Origin of the sequence: Arthrobacter sp. RT-1 (genome assembly GCF_003367205.1) — a bacterium.
GTDB lineage: Bacteria > Actinomycetota > Actinomycetes > Actinomycetales > Micrococcaceae > Arthrobacter.
Genome location: NZ_QRGQ01000044.1, coordinates 689 through 14,977 on the forward strand (window position 1 = coordinate 689; position 14,289 = coordinate 14,977).

16 protein-coding genes are annotated in these 14,289 nt (G+C 66.1%); 5 read left to right on the top strand and 11 right to left on the bottom strand.

Annotation, left to right across the window (positions count from 1 at the left end):
- From fbaA to DXK94_RS19760, 4 genes are all read right to left on the bottom strand, one after another.
- The coding region (fbaA, locus tag DXK94_RS19745) for a class II fructose-bisphosphate aldolase (RefSeq protein ID WP_258868636.1) at positions 1-789 on the bottom strand (789 nt) is incomplete at its 3' end.
- Positions 790-1,019: 230 nt separating this feature from the next.
- Positions 1,020-1,958 carry a hypothetical protein gene (locus DXK94_RS19750; protein WP_115526236.1) on the bottom strand — a complete coding sequence of 313 codons (939 nt, stop codon included), beginning with the start codon at positions 1,956-1,958 and terminating at the stop codon, positions 1,020-1,022.
- A gap of 139 nt (positions 1,959-2,097) precedes the next feature.
- Positions 2,098-2,787 carry a TrmH family RNA methyltransferase gene (locus DXK94_RS19755; RefSeq protein ID WP_181884888.1) on the bottom strand — a complete coding sequence of 230 codons (690 nt, stop codon included), beginning with the start codon at positions 2,785-2,787 and terminating at the stop codon, positions 2,098-2,100.
- 20 nt (positions 2,788-2,807) lie between these two features.
- The gene (locus DXK94_RS19760) at positions 2,808-3,833 is read right to left on the bottom strand and encodes a hypothetical protein (protein WP_115526237.1); all 1,026 of its coding nucleotides are present in this window, start codon (positions 3,831-3,833) and stop codon (positions 2,808-2,810) included.
- 275 nt (positions 3,834-4,108) lie between these two features.
- Between DXK94_RS19760 and DXK94_RS19765 the strand changes: the two genes are divergently transcribed.
- Positions 4,109-4,939 (top strand): HAD-IIA family hydrolase, encoded by an 831-nt coding sequence (locus tag DXK94_RS19765; RefSeq protein WP_104443630.1) that lies wholly within the window; start codon positions 4,109-4,111, stop codon positions 4,937-4,939.
- Here DXK94_RS19765 and DXK94_RS19770 read toward each other — a convergent pair.
- From DXK94_RS19770 to pyrE, 4 genes are all read right to left on the bottom strand, one after another.
- A complete protein-coding gene (locus tag DXK94_RS19770; RefSeq protein WP_115526238.1) occupies positions 4,936-5,976 on the bottom strand; it encodes an alpha/beta fold hydrolase in 1,041 nt (346 codons plus the stop codon). The two genes, DXK94_RS19765 and DXK94_RS19770, sit on opposite strands and share 4 nt — an antisense overlap.
- Before the next feature lie 69 nt (positions 5,977-6,045).
- Positions 6,046-6,666 carry a hypothetical protein gene (locus DXK94_RS19775; protein WP_115526239.1) on the bottom strand — a complete coding sequence of 207 codons (621 nt, stop codon included), beginning with the start codon at positions 6,664-6,666 and terminating at the stop codon, positions 6,046-6,048.
- Between the two features lie 84 nt (positions 6,667-6,750).
- Positions 6,751-7,518: a GAF and ANTAR domain-containing protein gene (locus DXK94_RS19780; RefSeq protein WP_079598430.1), complete on the bottom strand. Its 768-nt coding sequence runs from the start codon at positions 7,516-7,518 to the stop codon at positions 6,751-6,753.
- 134 nt (positions 7,519-7,652) lie between these two features.
- Positions 7,653-8,237: an orotate phosphoribosyltransferase gene (pyrE, locus tag DXK94_RS19785; protein WP_115526240.1), complete on the bottom strand. Its 585-nt coding sequence runs from the start codon at positions 8,235-8,237 to the stop codon at positions 7,653-7,655.
- 74 nt (positions 8,238-8,311) lie between these two features.
- Here pyrE and nadE point away from each other — a divergent pair, with 74 nt between their 5' ends.
- On the top strand, positions 8,312-9,166 hold the full coding sequence (gene nadE, locus DXK94_RS19790) for an ammonia-dependent NAD(+) synthetase (RefSeq protein ID WP_115526309.1): 855 nt from the start codon (positions 8,312-8,314) through the stop codon (positions 9,164-9,166).
- A gap of 109 nt (positions 9,167-9,275) precedes the next feature.
- On the opposite strand, the gene DXK94_RS19795 is transcribed toward nadE, so the two are convergent.
- Positions 9,276-10,070, bottom strand: a complete 795-nt coding sequence (locus DXK94_RS19795; protein ID WP_115526241.1) for an IclR family transcriptional regulator — start codon at positions 10,068-10,070, stop codon at positions 9,276-9,278.
- 176 nt (positions 10,071-10,246) lie between these two features.
- Here DXK94_RS19795 and DXK94_RS19800 point away from each other — a divergent pair, with 176 nt between their 5' ends.
- Genes DXK94_RS19800 through DXK94_RS19810 form a run of 3 tightly spaced genes read left to right on the top strand, consistent with a single transcriptional unit; the run spans position 10,247 to position 12,867 of the window.
- On the top strand, positions 10,247-10,978 hold the full coding sequence (locus DXK94_RS19800) for a CoA transferase subunit A (RefSeq protein WP_115526242.1): 732 nt from the start codon (positions 10,247-10,249) through the stop codon (positions 10,976-10,978).
- A gap of 27 nt (positions 10,979-11,005) precedes the next feature.
- On the top strand, positions 11,006-11,677 hold the full coding sequence (locus DXK94_RS19805) for a CoA transferase subunit B (RefSeq protein WP_115526243.1): 672 nt from the start codon (positions 11,006-11,008) through the stop codon (positions 11,675-11,677).
- The gene (locus tag DXK94_RS19810; protein WP_115526244.1) at positions 11,674-12,867 is read left to right on the top strand and encodes an acetyl-CoA acetyltransferase; all 1,194 of its coding nucleotides are present in this window, start codon (positions 11,674-11,676) and stop codon (positions 12,865-12,867) included. Before DXK94_RS19805 ends, DXK94_RS19810 begins: the two co-directional genes overlap by 4 nt.
- Positions 12,868-12,949: 82 nt before the next feature.
- Here the strand turns inward: DXK94_RS19810 and DXK94_RS19815 are convergent, their stop codons facing one another.
- Positions 12,950-13,654 carry an ankyrin repeat domain-containing protein gene (locus tag DXK94_RS19815; protein WP_258868637.1) on the bottom strand — a complete coding sequence of 235 codons (705 nt, stop codon included), beginning with the start codon at positions 13,652-13,654 and terminating at the stop codon, positions 12,950-12,952.
- Positions 13,655-13,663: 9 nt separating this feature from the next.
- Entirely contained in the window at positions 13,664-14,233 is a 570-nt protein-coding gene (locus DXK94_RS19820) for a heme-binding protein (RefSeq protein ID WP_115526245.1), read from the bottom strand.
- Positions 14,234-14,289 lie beyond the last annotated feature (56 nt).

Genomic DNA, 14,289 nt, shown 5'->3' on the forward strand with positions numbered 1-14,289 from the left:
TACCGCGTCGGCGATTTCCTGGTCCGAGGAGCCGGAGCCGCCGTGGAACACCAGGTCGAACGGGCTGTCCTTGCCGATCTTGGCGCCCACCTGGGCCTGGATGTCCTTGAGGATCTCCGGGCGGAGCTTCACGCCGCCGGGCTTGTACACGCCGTGGACGTTGCCGAAGGTCAGCGCGGTGATGTAGCGGCCGTTCTCCCCGGAGCCGAGGGCCTCGACGGTGGCCAGGGCGTCTTCGACGGTGGTGTACAGCTTCTCGTTGATCTCGTTCTCGACGCCGTCCTCTTCGCCGCCCACGGTGCCGATCTCAACCTCGAGGATCATCTTCGCGGCCGCGGTGCGCTCCAGCAGTTCGCGGGCGATCCGCAGGTTCTCCTGCAGGGTCTCGGCCGAGCCGTCCCACATATGGGAGTTGAACAGCGGGTTCCGGCCGGCCTTGACCTCAGCCTCGGACGCGGCCAGCAGCGGCAGGACGAAACCGTCCAGCTTGTCCTTGGGGCAGTGGTCCGTGTGCAGGGCGATGTTGACGTTGTAGTTCTTCGCCACCTCGCGGGCGAACGCGGCGAAACCCAGGGAACCGGCCACCATGTCCTTGGTGGAAGCCCCGGACCAGTACGCAGCACCGCCGGTGGAGACCTGGACGATGCCGTCGGACTCAGCCTCCGCGAACCCGCGCAGCGCGGCGTTCAGCGTCTGGGAGGACGTCACGTTCACGGCCGGGAACGCGAAGCCGCCTGCCTTCGCGCGGTCGATCATCTCGGAGTAGATCTCTGGGGTTGCAATGGGCATGCTGACTCCTATGCTGAGTTTTGTCTGTGGGGCTGGTAACCCGTAGACCGCTGTACGGCTAGGACCATCCTAGTCATTACCGCACTGGGTGTGCTCCTGGTTACGCCCCGCCCGCACCCTCGCCTCGCAAGCTCGGCCAGGGAACCCTGCGGGTGTGGGCCCACCGCCCGGCCGGGCCCGGGCTTACTCGAGATGGCAGTTCACGGCAATGACGGGCCGCGCGTCTGCCGTTAACTGTCATCTCGCGTCCAGCCCCGGCTTTGCAGCGCCCGCCGGACCCTGGGTACGACGGCGGGACGGTCACCCTCGAGATGATGTTTGCCGATCCTGACCTCCAGCCAGCCGTGGATCTCGGGCCGGTCCTGCCGATCGATGTCCCTCAAATGCTGTTCCGTGCCGGCATGATGTCCGCCGTCGTACTGCAACGCGATACCCCAGCGCGGATAGGCCGCATCCGGCCACAGGACCGGGACGCCCCGGCTGTCAAACAACACATGGTTCAGGACGGGTTCGGGCAGACCTGCATCAACGAGCGCGAGGCGCATCCTGGTCTCAGGGACCGAGTCGCTGCCCACGCGGACCAGCTCAACTGCCTCCCGTGCTGTCCGGACACCCCGCATGCCACGGTGCCGCCCGATAACGTCCCGCAAGTCATCGATACTGCATATAGCGGCCCTGGGCATCGGAAATGCAGGCCCGTGGCAGCAGACCAAATAGTCGCCAACGGCTACCAGCTCCTCCACGGTCAGCAGACCAGCAAGGTCCAGCCACGTCCGCGCAGGCGACGTGAGCCGGACGCCGTCGTACTCCAGCACCTCGTCCGGGAAGAATGTCAGCACGTGCCCAACGACGTTGACGCGGCGCGGGAAGCTGAAGCCCCGCCGCCGGGCAAGGTGGATCCGCCAATCGCCGCTGTGCCTGGCGGGCAGCGGCGCGCCCCAGACCCGGGCGGCCGACAACGACGTGAGGATGGAGGTGTCGTCAAGGTCCGTGTAGGCACGCAAAGCTGCTGATCCCGTGGCGCCCGACTGCACCGGCACCCGGATACCCCGTGAAACCGTCACCAGGTCTTTTGCCGCCGTGCGGGTACGTGTGACTCCGGCCTTGTCCGAGGCCCGAAGGGAGAATGAACCATTGTTCAGATGGTCGGGGAGGATGGCCCTGCGCATCCTTCATTTTGGCTCGTTCACGGAGCCCGAACAGGAGTTATCCACAGCCTGGCTGCCCTCCCCCGCGCGAGATGGCACTTAACGGCAGTTCCGGCCGCTTGTTCTGCCGTTAAGTGCCATCTCGCGGGAAGGGGCGGTACTAAGTGAGCTGGTTGAAGACGTGCCGCCGCACCCAGGCGTGCATGGCGATCGCGGCGGCGGACGCTGCATTGATGGACCGGGTGGAGCCGAACTGTTCGATGGACAGGGTGGCGACGGCCGCCTCGTGAACCTCCGGCGTGAGCCCGGGACCTTCCTGGCCGAACACCAGCACACAGTCCTTCGGCAGCTCGTACGTCTCCAGCGGGACGGAGTCCGGGAAGATGTCGATCCCGATGATGGCCAGCCCTTCCCCCTGCGCCCACTCGACAAAGTCGGCAACGGTGGGGTGGTGCCGGACGTGCTGGTAGCGGTCGGTGACCATGGCCCCGCGGCGGTTCCACCGCCGTCGGCCGATGATGTGGACCTCCTTGGCGAGGAACGCGTTGGCGGTGCGCACCACCGTGCCGATATTGAGGTCGTGCTGCCAGTTTTCGATGGCCACGTGGAAGTTGTGGCGCCGGGAGTCCAGCTCCGCCACGATCGCCTCGTGCTTCCAGTACCGGTACTTGTCCAGGACGTTGCGCCGGTCGCCGTCGGCCAGGAGGTCGGGATCCCAGTGGTCGCCTTCCGGCAGTTCCCCTTCCCAGGGCCCGACGCCGACCTCCGCCTTGGGCGCGGAGTCCTCCCCCGGCGCTGCCTCGCCGGACGGCGGATCGGACGGCGGCGGAGTCTGGGGCTGGTCAGTCACGCTTCAACTTTAGCCGCGGGTCAGCCGTCCAGTTTCCAGCGGTTGGCACGGTACGAGTTGGAGATCTGCTCCAGCAGGTCCGGGTGTTCGTTCCAGTACGTCTCGTGGCCGCTGACGCCCACCATCTGCGGAGTTCCCCACGGGGTGACGCTGAACAGGTTCACGGCCCGGATGGTTTCGCCGCGGGCGTTGGTGCAGGTAAAACCGATGACCACGGCGGCCGTCCGGCGGAATTCGCGGGTCTCCGGAGTGGTGGTTTCGAAGTTGCCCGTGCATTTGTGGCCCACCAGGTGCTGCGGCAGGTCGGCTGCGGGCATGGTGGCGAACTTCGCCTGGATCTCCGCTATGGCCGCCTGCACCTTCCCGGGTTCCTTGCCGTATTTGCCTTCCTCGGCTTCAGCGAAAAACGCGTAGGCCAGGGCGATGCCGTCGCCGTCGCGCTCCTCCGTGCCCTGGGCTTTCTGCTGCATGGGCGTACCGGTGGTGGGATCCGTGGTGATTCCGAAGGTGTCATCGGCGGTCCAGGATGTGAGGTACTGGAAGGAGGACTCTCCTGTGACAAAGCGGCTGAACAGGGGATCGCCCTCGGCGGGGATGTTGGCCGGCCCCTGCAGGTCCGCCCAGCCCGGGGGAAGGGGAATGGCGCCGGCAGGCACATCGTCCGCAGCCTGGCCGGATGGTGCAGCCGATTCTTCACCCGCTGGGCTTTCCTCCGGCGCCGGGGACGCCCCCGCGGACGGGGAATCTGCGGCCCGCGGCGCGGTGAACACCGGGACCACCCACACAAAAACGGCGACGAGCGCGGCTATAACGGCTGCCGCAACTGCCCCCAGGACGATGAACAGTGTCTTGTTGTTGCGGGGCGGCTCGTGCTGGGGCTGCTGCGGGGCACCAGGTTGCGGGTATTGCTGCCCGGGGTACTGCTGCCCGGGGTACTGCGGGCCGGAATACTGCTGGTTGGGGTGCTGGCCGGGAAGCGGCGGCGGCGCGTAGGCCCCGGCGGCATCCCTGGGCGGTGGCGGGGCACTGTAGTTGATGTTGCTCATGGCGGTCCCTTTCAGGTGCTGGTGGCAGCCTGCGGTTCCCGCACGGTGCCAGGTGGTCTCTGTTCAAAGGGACGTGCTGGCGCGTGCCGGCGCAACAAACACTGCGGACATCCCCGGATCCGCAGCCGCTGGCACCTTGGTGCCAGCTAAGAGCCTAGTGGACCGGGCAGCCAGGCTGGCCGCCGGGGCCCTTCCCTCCAGGGGTCCAGGTTGTTCGGGCAGAAGGATGAAAGACTGGGAGCCGCAACCGGCAGATGAACCTGGAGGAGAAAAACATGGCAGAAGCGGACACGGTCAAGGGAAACCCGGCGGTCTACCGCAGCGGCCAGGACATCGAGTGCTGGCTGACGGACATGGACGGTGTGCTGGTCCACGAGAACCAGGCGGTGCCCGGGGCCGCCGAGCTCATCCAGCGGTGGGTTGACACGTCCAAGCGGTTCCTGGTGCTGACCAACAACTCCATCTTCACTCCGCGTGACCTTGCCGCCCGGCTCCGCGCTTCCGGACTGGAAGTACCGGAGGAGAACATCTGGACCTCCGCCCTGGCCACCGCCCAGTTCCTGAAGGACCAGGTGCAGGGTTCAGGATCGGGCAACCGCGCCTACACAATCGGCGAGGCAGGACTGACGACGGCGCTGCATGAGGCAGGCTTCATCCTCACCGACCAGGACCCGGACTTCGTGGTGCTCGGCGAAACACGCACGTATTCCTTCGAGGCCATCACCACCGCCATCCGCCTCATCCTGGCCGGCGCCCGCTTCATTGCCACCAACCCGGATGCCACCGGCCCGTCGAAGGACGGCCCCCTGCCCGCCACCGGTGCCATCGCCGCGCTGATCACCAAGGCCACGGACCGGGAGCCCTATGTGGTGGGCAAGCCCAACCCCATGATGTTCCGCTCCGCCATGAACCAGATTGATGCGCATTCCGAGACCACCGCCATGATCGGTGACCGGATGGACACGGACATCATCGCCGGCATGGAGGCCGGGCTGCATACGGTCCTGGTCCTGACCGGCATCACCCGGCGCGAGGACATCGGTGCCTACCCGTTCCGGCCCAACCAGGTCTTGAATTCCGTGGCGGACCTGAAGAACCAGATCTAGAACACGGTCACCCTGGAGCCGCCGCGGGGCAGGGGGAAGAACCCGTCCAGTAGTTCGTCCAGTATTGGCCGGTAGATGTTGGGGTTCCAGCCCGGGCTCGCATGCGCCGGGGCGGCACCTGTGGTCTGCAGGTCCGTCGACACGATGTTGTCCTTAAACGCCACGGCCCAGGCTTCGGCTGCCGTCTGGTAGCGGACGGTCCGGTCCCGGGGATTGCCGACGTACGCCATCTTGGCCGTGCCGATCTTGCCCGCGAACCGGGCACCTTCGAAGTGGTAGATGTACGCGGACTCCGTCTGGACGAGCACGCTGGACGGAGCGATCGGGGACAGCTGTTCCATCGTCTGGTCCAGGATCTGGCGCCAGCTGCGTTCATCCTTGTGGATGACCCGTTCGCCCAGCTCGTAGCCGCCGCGGAGGGTGGACGGGAACCGGAATCCGCGCTCGTAAAGGAACACCACGCCGTCGAACCAGCTCTGGTCCAGGACATCGTGCTTGCTGTAGGGGCTGGAGTCGAGCACGATGAACTCCACCTCCACACCATGGATCTCCAGCAGCCGGGCAGCCACCTGGGTTGCGACCATCCCGCCGAAACTGTGCCCGTAGAAGAACAGCTTGGTGATCTTCTGGGCACGGACGTGCTCGATCAGGGCGATCACGATGCTGTCGATGTCCAGGCCCTGGTTGGAGTAACCGACGGCGGCCAGCCTGGCCCGCTTGTTCAGGGACCCGCGCAGTGAGTTGAGGATCCATTGCGCCTCTTCCCAGCTGGTCTTGTAGCCGGGGAACAGGAACCAGCTGGCGTCCGGGTAGTAGAGGTCCGCGAAACCGTCCGAAACGGTAAGGATCCTGTCCGTCCGGCGCTGCGACTGGACCTGCCGGGTGAGCAGCATGTCTGCGGCCAGCAGCCCGGAGGCGCCGGCTCCGGTGAGGAAACCGCGCCGCGAGAACTGTTTCAGGGCAGCAGCTTCCGCCAGCAGCCGGGCAGCGGAACTCCCGCGCCGGTTCTGCGGATTTACGTCCCCCTCATACGGCACGCCTCTACCGTAGGCACAACTGAAGACACCGCCGCAAGAAGCGGGGTGTAACCATTCAGTGACGCCGCGTCAGCTGGCTGCCTGATCCTCCGCTGCCGGGAATGGTGTTTCCGGTTCCTGCCGGCGCCTCGAGAGTTCCTGGCCAATGTCGTTGTAGCGGCCCAGCAAATCGGCGCCGGCGAAGGCTTTCGGATTGTCCAGCATGGCAAACAGCGAGTCGCTGGCCGCCAGGAGTTCCTCGTCGGTGTACTCCGCCAGCGGCCGGCCGAAAATTTCCTCCAACGGTTCAGCCGGCGCGGCGGGGAACGCATCATGCCCGGCCCCCAGGAGGGCAACGTCGTCGTCAACGATGACAAGGGGCTGCACGCGGGATTCGCCCGTGTCTGAGGGGGACGTCCAGCTGTCAGTGGCGGGGGTGAGGTGAAGCGACACGCCGGCACCGTGCAGGGCCGGCAGCGTGGAATCCATGGCGTTGAGGTCTGTCCGGAGCCCGGCCAGGGCAGAGGACTCCACCAGCACGGCGTTGGAGAGGTCCACCCTGACGTGGGAACGGATACCCATGCGCCTGACCCGCCGGATGATGTGCATGAGGTCGGGGCGCGATTCGTGGTTCAGGCTCCCCCGGACGTCGATCCAGACGGTATCGGCGGGGACATCGAGGTTAACGATGGCATTCAGTGCGCGGTCCATAGGTACTCCAAAAAAGGGTGTCTATGGCCGACGGCTCAACCTCGGCAAGCGTATCCTCCAGCGGGAGCGGGCACAACCCGTATGTCAGGCCGTCTGGTCCGATTGCCTCTGGCCGGGTTCCTGGTAGTGGGTCCGGGTGCCCGTGCCGCCCACGGAATCCACCAGCGATTTGGCGATGTCCCGCAGCTTGGTGTTGCTGTTGCTGGACGCCTCGGTGAGGATGTTCACCGCAGACTCCTGGCTGCACCGGTTCTGGGCCATCACGATGCCCACGGCAATATCGATGATGGTCCGGGACTCGAGGGTTGCGCGCAGGTTCGCGGCACTGTCCGTGTGCAGCGAGAACCGCACCGCCAGCCGCAGCGCCTGCGAAATTTCCCGGGTGTAGCCACGGGCCCTCGCGGTAGCACGCTCGTCGAATTTGCGCGGGACGTCCGAGTACAGGTTCAGTGCCGCTTTGGCGTCGCCCTGGAGGTTGAAGGGCAGGGAAAGCACCGACCGGAGGCCGTGCGAGGCCACCGCGTTCGCGTAATCCGGGCCCCAACGGTTCTCCTCGAAAAGGTCCGGAACGTGGACTTCGCGTTCCTCCTTGGCCGCCGTCAGGCACGGCCCCTGGGACAGGGAGTACTGGATCTCGTCCACTTCCCGGGCGGAGTCGCTGCTCCAGCCGATGGTCGCGGCCTTGCGGTCGCGGAGCAGGGTGATGCCGCAGAGGGCGTCCTCTCCGTCGCCTGCCATCTGGTGTGCCGAGAAGCGCGCCAGCTCGTTGAGGAAGTCCTCGAAATCGGCGCTGTCCAGGATGAGGTTCTGGACCTGGTCCGTGGTGCTCAGAGGTTTTTCGGGGGTGAGCATGGGCAGGTTCTCCAACGGGTACTAAAGGGGGTTAACGCAAATAATAGGCCACCCTCAAGTTCGGATCCAACAAAGTCCGGCCCCTGGCCCCCGCAACCGGACCGGCAAGGATCCGGCTGCGGCGGAGAATAAGGCTACGAGAGGCCCAGTTCGTCCTTGCCAAAGGCGAACAGGTAGGGCACGCCGGTTTCAGCTTCAATCTTTTCCTTGGCTCCCGTATCGCGATCCACGATCACGGCGACAGCCACCACATTGCCGCCGGCTTTGCGGACGCCTTCCACGGCGGTGAGGGCAGAGCCTCCGGTAGTGGAGGTGTCCTCCAGGACCAGTACCTTGCGGCCCTCCACGGAGGGGCCTTCCACCTGGCGCCCCATGCCATAGGACTTCTGGGCCTTCCGGACCACGAAGGCGTCAACGGCACGGCCCGAATCTGCGGCGGCGTGCATGACGGCAGTTCCAACGGGATCCGCGCCCATGGTAAGGCCTCCGGCGCACTCAAAATCGATCCCGGCCTGGTCCGCGAGCGCCAGCATTACCTGTCCCACCAGCTTGGATGCTTCGTGGTGCAGCGTGATCCTGCGGAGGTCGATGTAGTAGTCCGCCTCTGCTCCGCTGGAGAGGATCACCTTGCCGCGGACCACGGCGAGTTCCTTGATCAGTTCGAGCAGGCGGGCGCGGGCGGCTGCAAAGTCTACTGCAGTCTCACTGTGGGAAGTCATGCGCTCCAGTTTAGTAGCGGCCGGACAGTGTGGATGCTTGAGCCGCGTTGACACGGCTGGCTAGTGTGGACCTCATGCGCGAACTCCAGGCCACCATCATCGAAGAAATGGGCGTGCAGCCCCGGATCGATCCCGCAGGGGAGGTGCGCAAACGTGTCGGATTCCTCAAGGACTACCTCAAGGCCACACAGACCAAGGGCTTCGTCCTGGGCATCTCCGGCGGATTGGATTCGTCCCTCGCCGGAAAGCTTGCCCAGCTGGCGGTCGAGGAGCTTGAAGCCGAGGGCGTTGAGGCCAACTTCGTAGCCGTCCGCCTGCCGTACGGGGTGCAGCATGACGAGGAAGACGCCCAGGCCGCGCTCGACTTCATCCAGCCCAAGACCGAGTGGACGTTCAACATCTCCGCCGCCGTGGACGGTTTCGAGGATGAGTTCGAGAAAACCGTGGGAAGCGAAATTTCGGACTTCCACAAGGGCAACACCAAGGCCCGCACCCGGATGATCGCCCAGTATGCCCTTGCCGGCGAGCATAACTACCTGGTGATCGGCACGGACCATGGAGCGGAATCCGTCACCGGCTTCTTCACCAAGTACGGCGACGGCGGCGCGGACATCCTTCCGTTATTCGGCCTCAACAAGCGGCAGAACCGGGCACTGCTGGCAGTACTCGGCGCCCCTGCACGCGTCTGGGAAAAGGTGCCCACCGCGGACCTGCTGGATGACCGGCCCGGCCGGACAGACGAAGACGAACTCGGGCTGACGTACGACCAGATCGACGACTACCTGGAGGGCCGCGAGGTTCCGGATGACGTTGCCGAACTGATCGAACAGAAATACCTGCGCACCCGGCACAAGCGCACCGTTCCCGTCAGCATTTTCGACACCTGGTGGAAGCACGAGGGCCCGGAGGAACCGCGGGCCGGACTGTAGGAACCCAGCTGGAAAGTCGCTGAAATTCCCACCTTTGGGGACGAACGACGGCGCGCCGCACCGGGAAGGTGGGCGCGCCGTCGTCGTTCCTTGGCAAAGGCGGGGAGACTCAGCGGGGCCGCGTCCCCTTTCCCTCCCCACCCAGCTGCTGGGTAATCCGGTGGGCCTCCGCCATCAGGAGGCCGCCCAGTTCTTCCTGGCGGTCGGGCCGGAAGCGCGGCTCAATCCCGGTCAGGGACAGCGCCCACGCGGGCCGGCCGGACTGGTCGAACACCGCAGCGCCCATGCCCCAGCTTCCCTCCAGCACCAGCCCGGGATTCACCGAGTAGCCGTGCAGGCGTGTCCGCGCGAGGGTCTCCCGGACCAGCTCGCGCGGGTGGCCGGCAGCGAAGGCTCCGGCGTGGGCCGTCCACCCGTCCAGCAACTCCTCCTGCTCAGCCTCCGGCAGGAAAGCCATGATGGCCGTTCCGGCGGAGGCGACGCCCAGGGGGAACCGGACCCCCTCGTGCAGCACGAAGGAACGGACCGGGAAGCTTCCCTCCTCCCGCAGCAGGCAGACCGTTTCCCCGCCGCGGCGGATCGAGAAGAAGGCGCTCTCACCGGTGGCTTCGGCCAGCCGGCGAAGGCTGGGGCGGGCGATGTCCTCCAGGGGAAACCGCGCGGACGCCACGGAACCCATCAGGAGGATTTCCGGTCCCAGCACCCAGTTGCCGCTCGCCGCCTCATGGTCCAACAGCCCTTCCGATGCCAGGGAGGACAGCAGCCGGTGGACGGTGGGCCGGGTGAGGCCCGATTCGCGCACCAGGTCCGCCAGTGACATGCCGTCAGCGCTCCGTCCCACCAGCCGTAACAATCCGGCGATGCGGCTGACCACCTGCGCGCCCTGCACGGGAAGATTGCTCATTTTCCACCCCTAATGTCCATAATATGGAAAGCAATCAGCATATCGTCCACAGTGTAAAAAGCGGTAAAGAGCGTGCGAATTGCCCCCTTGACACCCATCAAGCGACGCCCGTAGCCTCAGTTTCCAGATTACCCATCCACAAAGTGGACAAACGAAATTCTCGATGAGGAGACGCCATGACCAAGCTCCAAGCATCCGCCGCTGATGCCCTCCGGGACGCACTGCAGGACGGTATGACCCTCGCAGTGGGAGGCTTCGGCTTGAGCGGCATTCCGGCCGACCTCATCGAAGCCGTCCGCGATTCCGGCGCCAAGGACCTGACCGTGGTGTCCAACAACATGGGGGTGGACGGGAAGGGCCTGGGCGTCCTGATCGAAGCCGGCCAGGTCCGGAAGGTCATTGCCTCGTACGTTGGGGAAAACAAGCTGTTCGCTGAGCAGTACATTGCCGGCCGCCTCGAAGTGGATTTCACGCCGCAGGGCACCCTGGCGGAGCGCCTCCGCGCCGGCGGCGCCGGCATTCCCGCCTTCTACACCAAAACGGGCGTGGGCACCCTGGTTGCGGAGGGCAAGCCGCACGAGGTGTTCGACGGCGAAACGTACGTCCGGGAGCGGGCCATCACTGCCGACGTCGCACTGGTCCACGCCCACACTGCCGACACGGACGGCAACCTGATCTACCGGTACACCGCACGGAACTTCAACCCGGTGGTCGCCACGGCAGGCAGGCTCACCATCGCTGAGGCCGAGGTGATTGTGGAGCCCGGTGGGCTGGACCCGAACCACGTGGTGACGCCGGGCGTCTTCGTCCAGCGCCTGGTGCAGGCCACAGCCCGGACCAAGGACATCGAGCAGCGCACCGTCCGGCAGCGCCCTGTTGCCGTTGAAACCGAAGCACTGTCCGTCTAAGCGCCCAACACACTGAAGGAGAAACCCATGGCCTGGACCAGGGATGAAATGGCTGCAATCGCAGCCGAGGAACTGAACGACGGCGACTACGTGAACCTGGGCATCGGCATCCCCACGCTCGTGGCCAACAATCTTCCCGAGGGCGTGCGCGTGGTCCTGCAAAGCGAAAACGGCCTGCTGGGCATGGGCCCGTTCCCGTACGAGGGCGAGGAGGACGCTGACCTCATCAACGCCGGCAAGCAGACCGTGACCGTGCTGCCCGGCGGGAGCATCTTCGACTCAGCCGCCTCCTTCGGCATGATCCGCGGCGGGCACGTCAAGGTGGCCATCCTGGGGGCCATGCAGGTTTCCGGCAACGGGGACCTGGCCAACTGGACCATCCCCGGAAAGATGGTCAAGGGCATGGGCGGTGCCATGGACCTGGTGGCCGGGACGCCCCGGGTAGTGGTCCTCACCGAACACAACGCCAAGGACGGCACCGCGAAGATCGTGCGCGAATGCACGCTTCCGCTGACCGGGCTGAGCTGCGTGGACCGGATCATCAGCGACCTTGCCGTCTTCGACCTCGTCAAGAAGGACGACGGCGGGCGGCGGCTCACGCTCACCCGCCTGGCGCCGGGCGTGACGCTGGGCGAGATCCATGACAAAACCGACGCGGAATTCGACATCGCCCTTGAGCGCGAAGGAGCCATCGCATGAGCCTGCAGGAACAGTTCGGCAAGGACGTCCTGATCACCGGTTGGGGGCACAGCCGATTCGGCAAGCTCACCGAGGAGACCCTCGAATCGCTGATTGTCCAGGTGGCAACTGACGCCATCACCACCGCAGGCGTTGAGCCCGGGCAGATCGACGAGATCTATATCGGCCAGTTCAACTCCGGCATGATGCCCCTGGCTTTCCCGTCTTCCCTGGCGCTGCAGGTTTCCCCGGAGCTGGCAAACGTGCCCGCCACCCGGGTGGAGAACGCCTGTGCCTCAGGATCTGCAGCGTTCCAGCAGGGCACTAAGTCCCTGCTGGCGGGCACCGCGAAGACGGTCCTGGTCATCGGGGCAGAGAAGATGACCCACGCCGGAGCAGACGTGGTGGGCGCCGGGCTGCTGGGCGCAGACTACGACATGGCCGGCAAGGCCTCCACCACCGGATTCACCGGCCTCTTTGCCGAGGTGGCCAAGCACTACGCAAAGCGCTACGACGCCGACGGGAAACTGGGGGACGTGCTGGGAACCATCGCCGCGAAAAACCACCGCAACGGCGTGGACAACCCCTACGCCCAACTCCGCAGGGACCTCGGCGAGCAGTTCTGCCGCACTGTCTCGGACAAGAACCCCATGGTGGCCGACCCGCTGCGCCGCACCGACTGCTCCCCCGTCTCCGACGGCGCCGCCGCCGTCGTGCTGTCCAGCTCACCCACGGGCAGAGCAACTGCGCCCGTGCGGCTTGCCGGATTCGGCCAGGCCAACGACTTCTTCCCCGCCGCGCGCAGGGACCCCACGGCGTTCGAAGCCACGCGGGTATCCTGGCAGCGCGCCCTGGCGATGGCCGGCGTCGGACTTCAGGACCTGGACTTCGCGGAAGTCCACGACTGCTTCACCATCGCCGAACTGCTCATGTATGAGGCCATGGGCCTCACCGAACCCGGCCAGGGCGCGCGTGCCCTCGAGGAAGGGTCGGTGTACAAGGACGGAAAATTGCCCATCAACCTCTCCGGCGGCCTCAAGTCCAAGGGCCACCCGGTCGGCGCCACCGGCGTATCCCAGCACGTCCTGGCCGCAATGCAGCTGACCGGCACCGCCGGCGATATGCAGCTGGGGAACCCGCGCCGCGCCGCCGTCCAGAACATGGGCGGCGTAGGCATCGCCAACTACGTCAGTATCCTCGAAGCCGTCTAAAAGCAACGCGGGGTCAGATCCGGCCCTTAAACCTCGGATTATCGGGCCATATCCGACCCCGCGTTGCTGTTACCGGCAGGAGCTACCGGCCGCGGATCAGCGCAGCGATCTCCCCAAAACCGAGCCGCTCGGCGTTCTGCAGGGCGGTACGCCCTTCGGGATCGCGGATGTCGGGGTCCGCCCCGGCTTCGAGGAGCAGGCGCACCACCTCCTGCTGCCGCGGGCCGCCGTCGTTCAGGAGGATGGCCTCCTGCATCGCCGTCCAGCCGAGGTTGTTGACGTGGTTGACCGGAACGCCCGCGGCGATCAGGATGCGGACCGTTTCCACGTGGCCGTGCTCGCTGGCCGGAATCAGGGCAGTGCCGCCGTAACGGTTGATGCTGGCCACGTCCGCACCCGCGGCCAGGGTCAACTGCAGCACCTCGTTGAATCCTTCAGCGCCGGCATAGAGGAACGCGGAGTCCTGGATTGAATCCTTCGCATTGACATTGCCACCGCGGCTGATCAGCTCCTTCACAAGAGGAGCGTTGTTGGCCTTCGCGGCGGCAATCAACTCCTGGTCCAGCTGTGCCTGTTCTTCTGCGGACAGGGCCGGCGGGGACACCGTGCCGGGAGCCGGCGGTGACGGCGTGGGCTCCGGGACAGGTGCCTGGCTGGTGGATGCCGGGTTTGGTGCAACTGCAGTGGACGGCACATCCTGCGGACCGCCCTGCGGTGCCTGGCACGCGGCCAGGAACACCGCCAGCCCGCCGGCGACCACCACAGCCGCACCCCTCAAGCGCCTCATACGGGAAGCCTACTTGGCAGTCCCGGCGCCGGGGATCGCGTTCGCCCCGGCCGTGGCGCAGGCTTCGTCGAGGGCGCCGTCGGGAGCCCCGCCAACGCCGATGCCGGCCACGGACACGCCATTGACCTTCAGCGGAACGCCGCCTGCCAGGAAGAGGGTGCCCGGGAGGTCGGCGATGGAGGGGCCGGTTCCGTTGATCCGCTTGGCGAGTTCGCTGGTGGGGGCACCAAAGGCGGCGGCCGTGTACGCCTTCTGCTTGGCGGCCTCGATGGTGTGTTCTGCTGCGTTGTCACCCCGGAGCAAAGCCTGGACGGTTCCGAACCGGTCCACCAAGGCCACCGTGACAAAGGGAAGCTTGTCCGCCTGGCACTTGGCCAGTGCGGCACTCACGGCAGTGGCCGAGGCCCCCACGCTGATGCGGTTCTGCTGGACGACGGTCTCAGGCGCAGGCGCGATGTCCACGGCAGGGACAGCCACGGGCGCGGAGCCGGTTCCGGCGTTGGCGGCCGCAGTGGCCCCGGCGGTGAGGACGAGTGCGCCGGCGGCTGCTGCGGCAAGTGCTTTGTGGGACTTCTTCATGGTGTCTCCTCGGATCGGCAAACTTTCAGGGTGGATACGGATCAATCCTTCCGGCC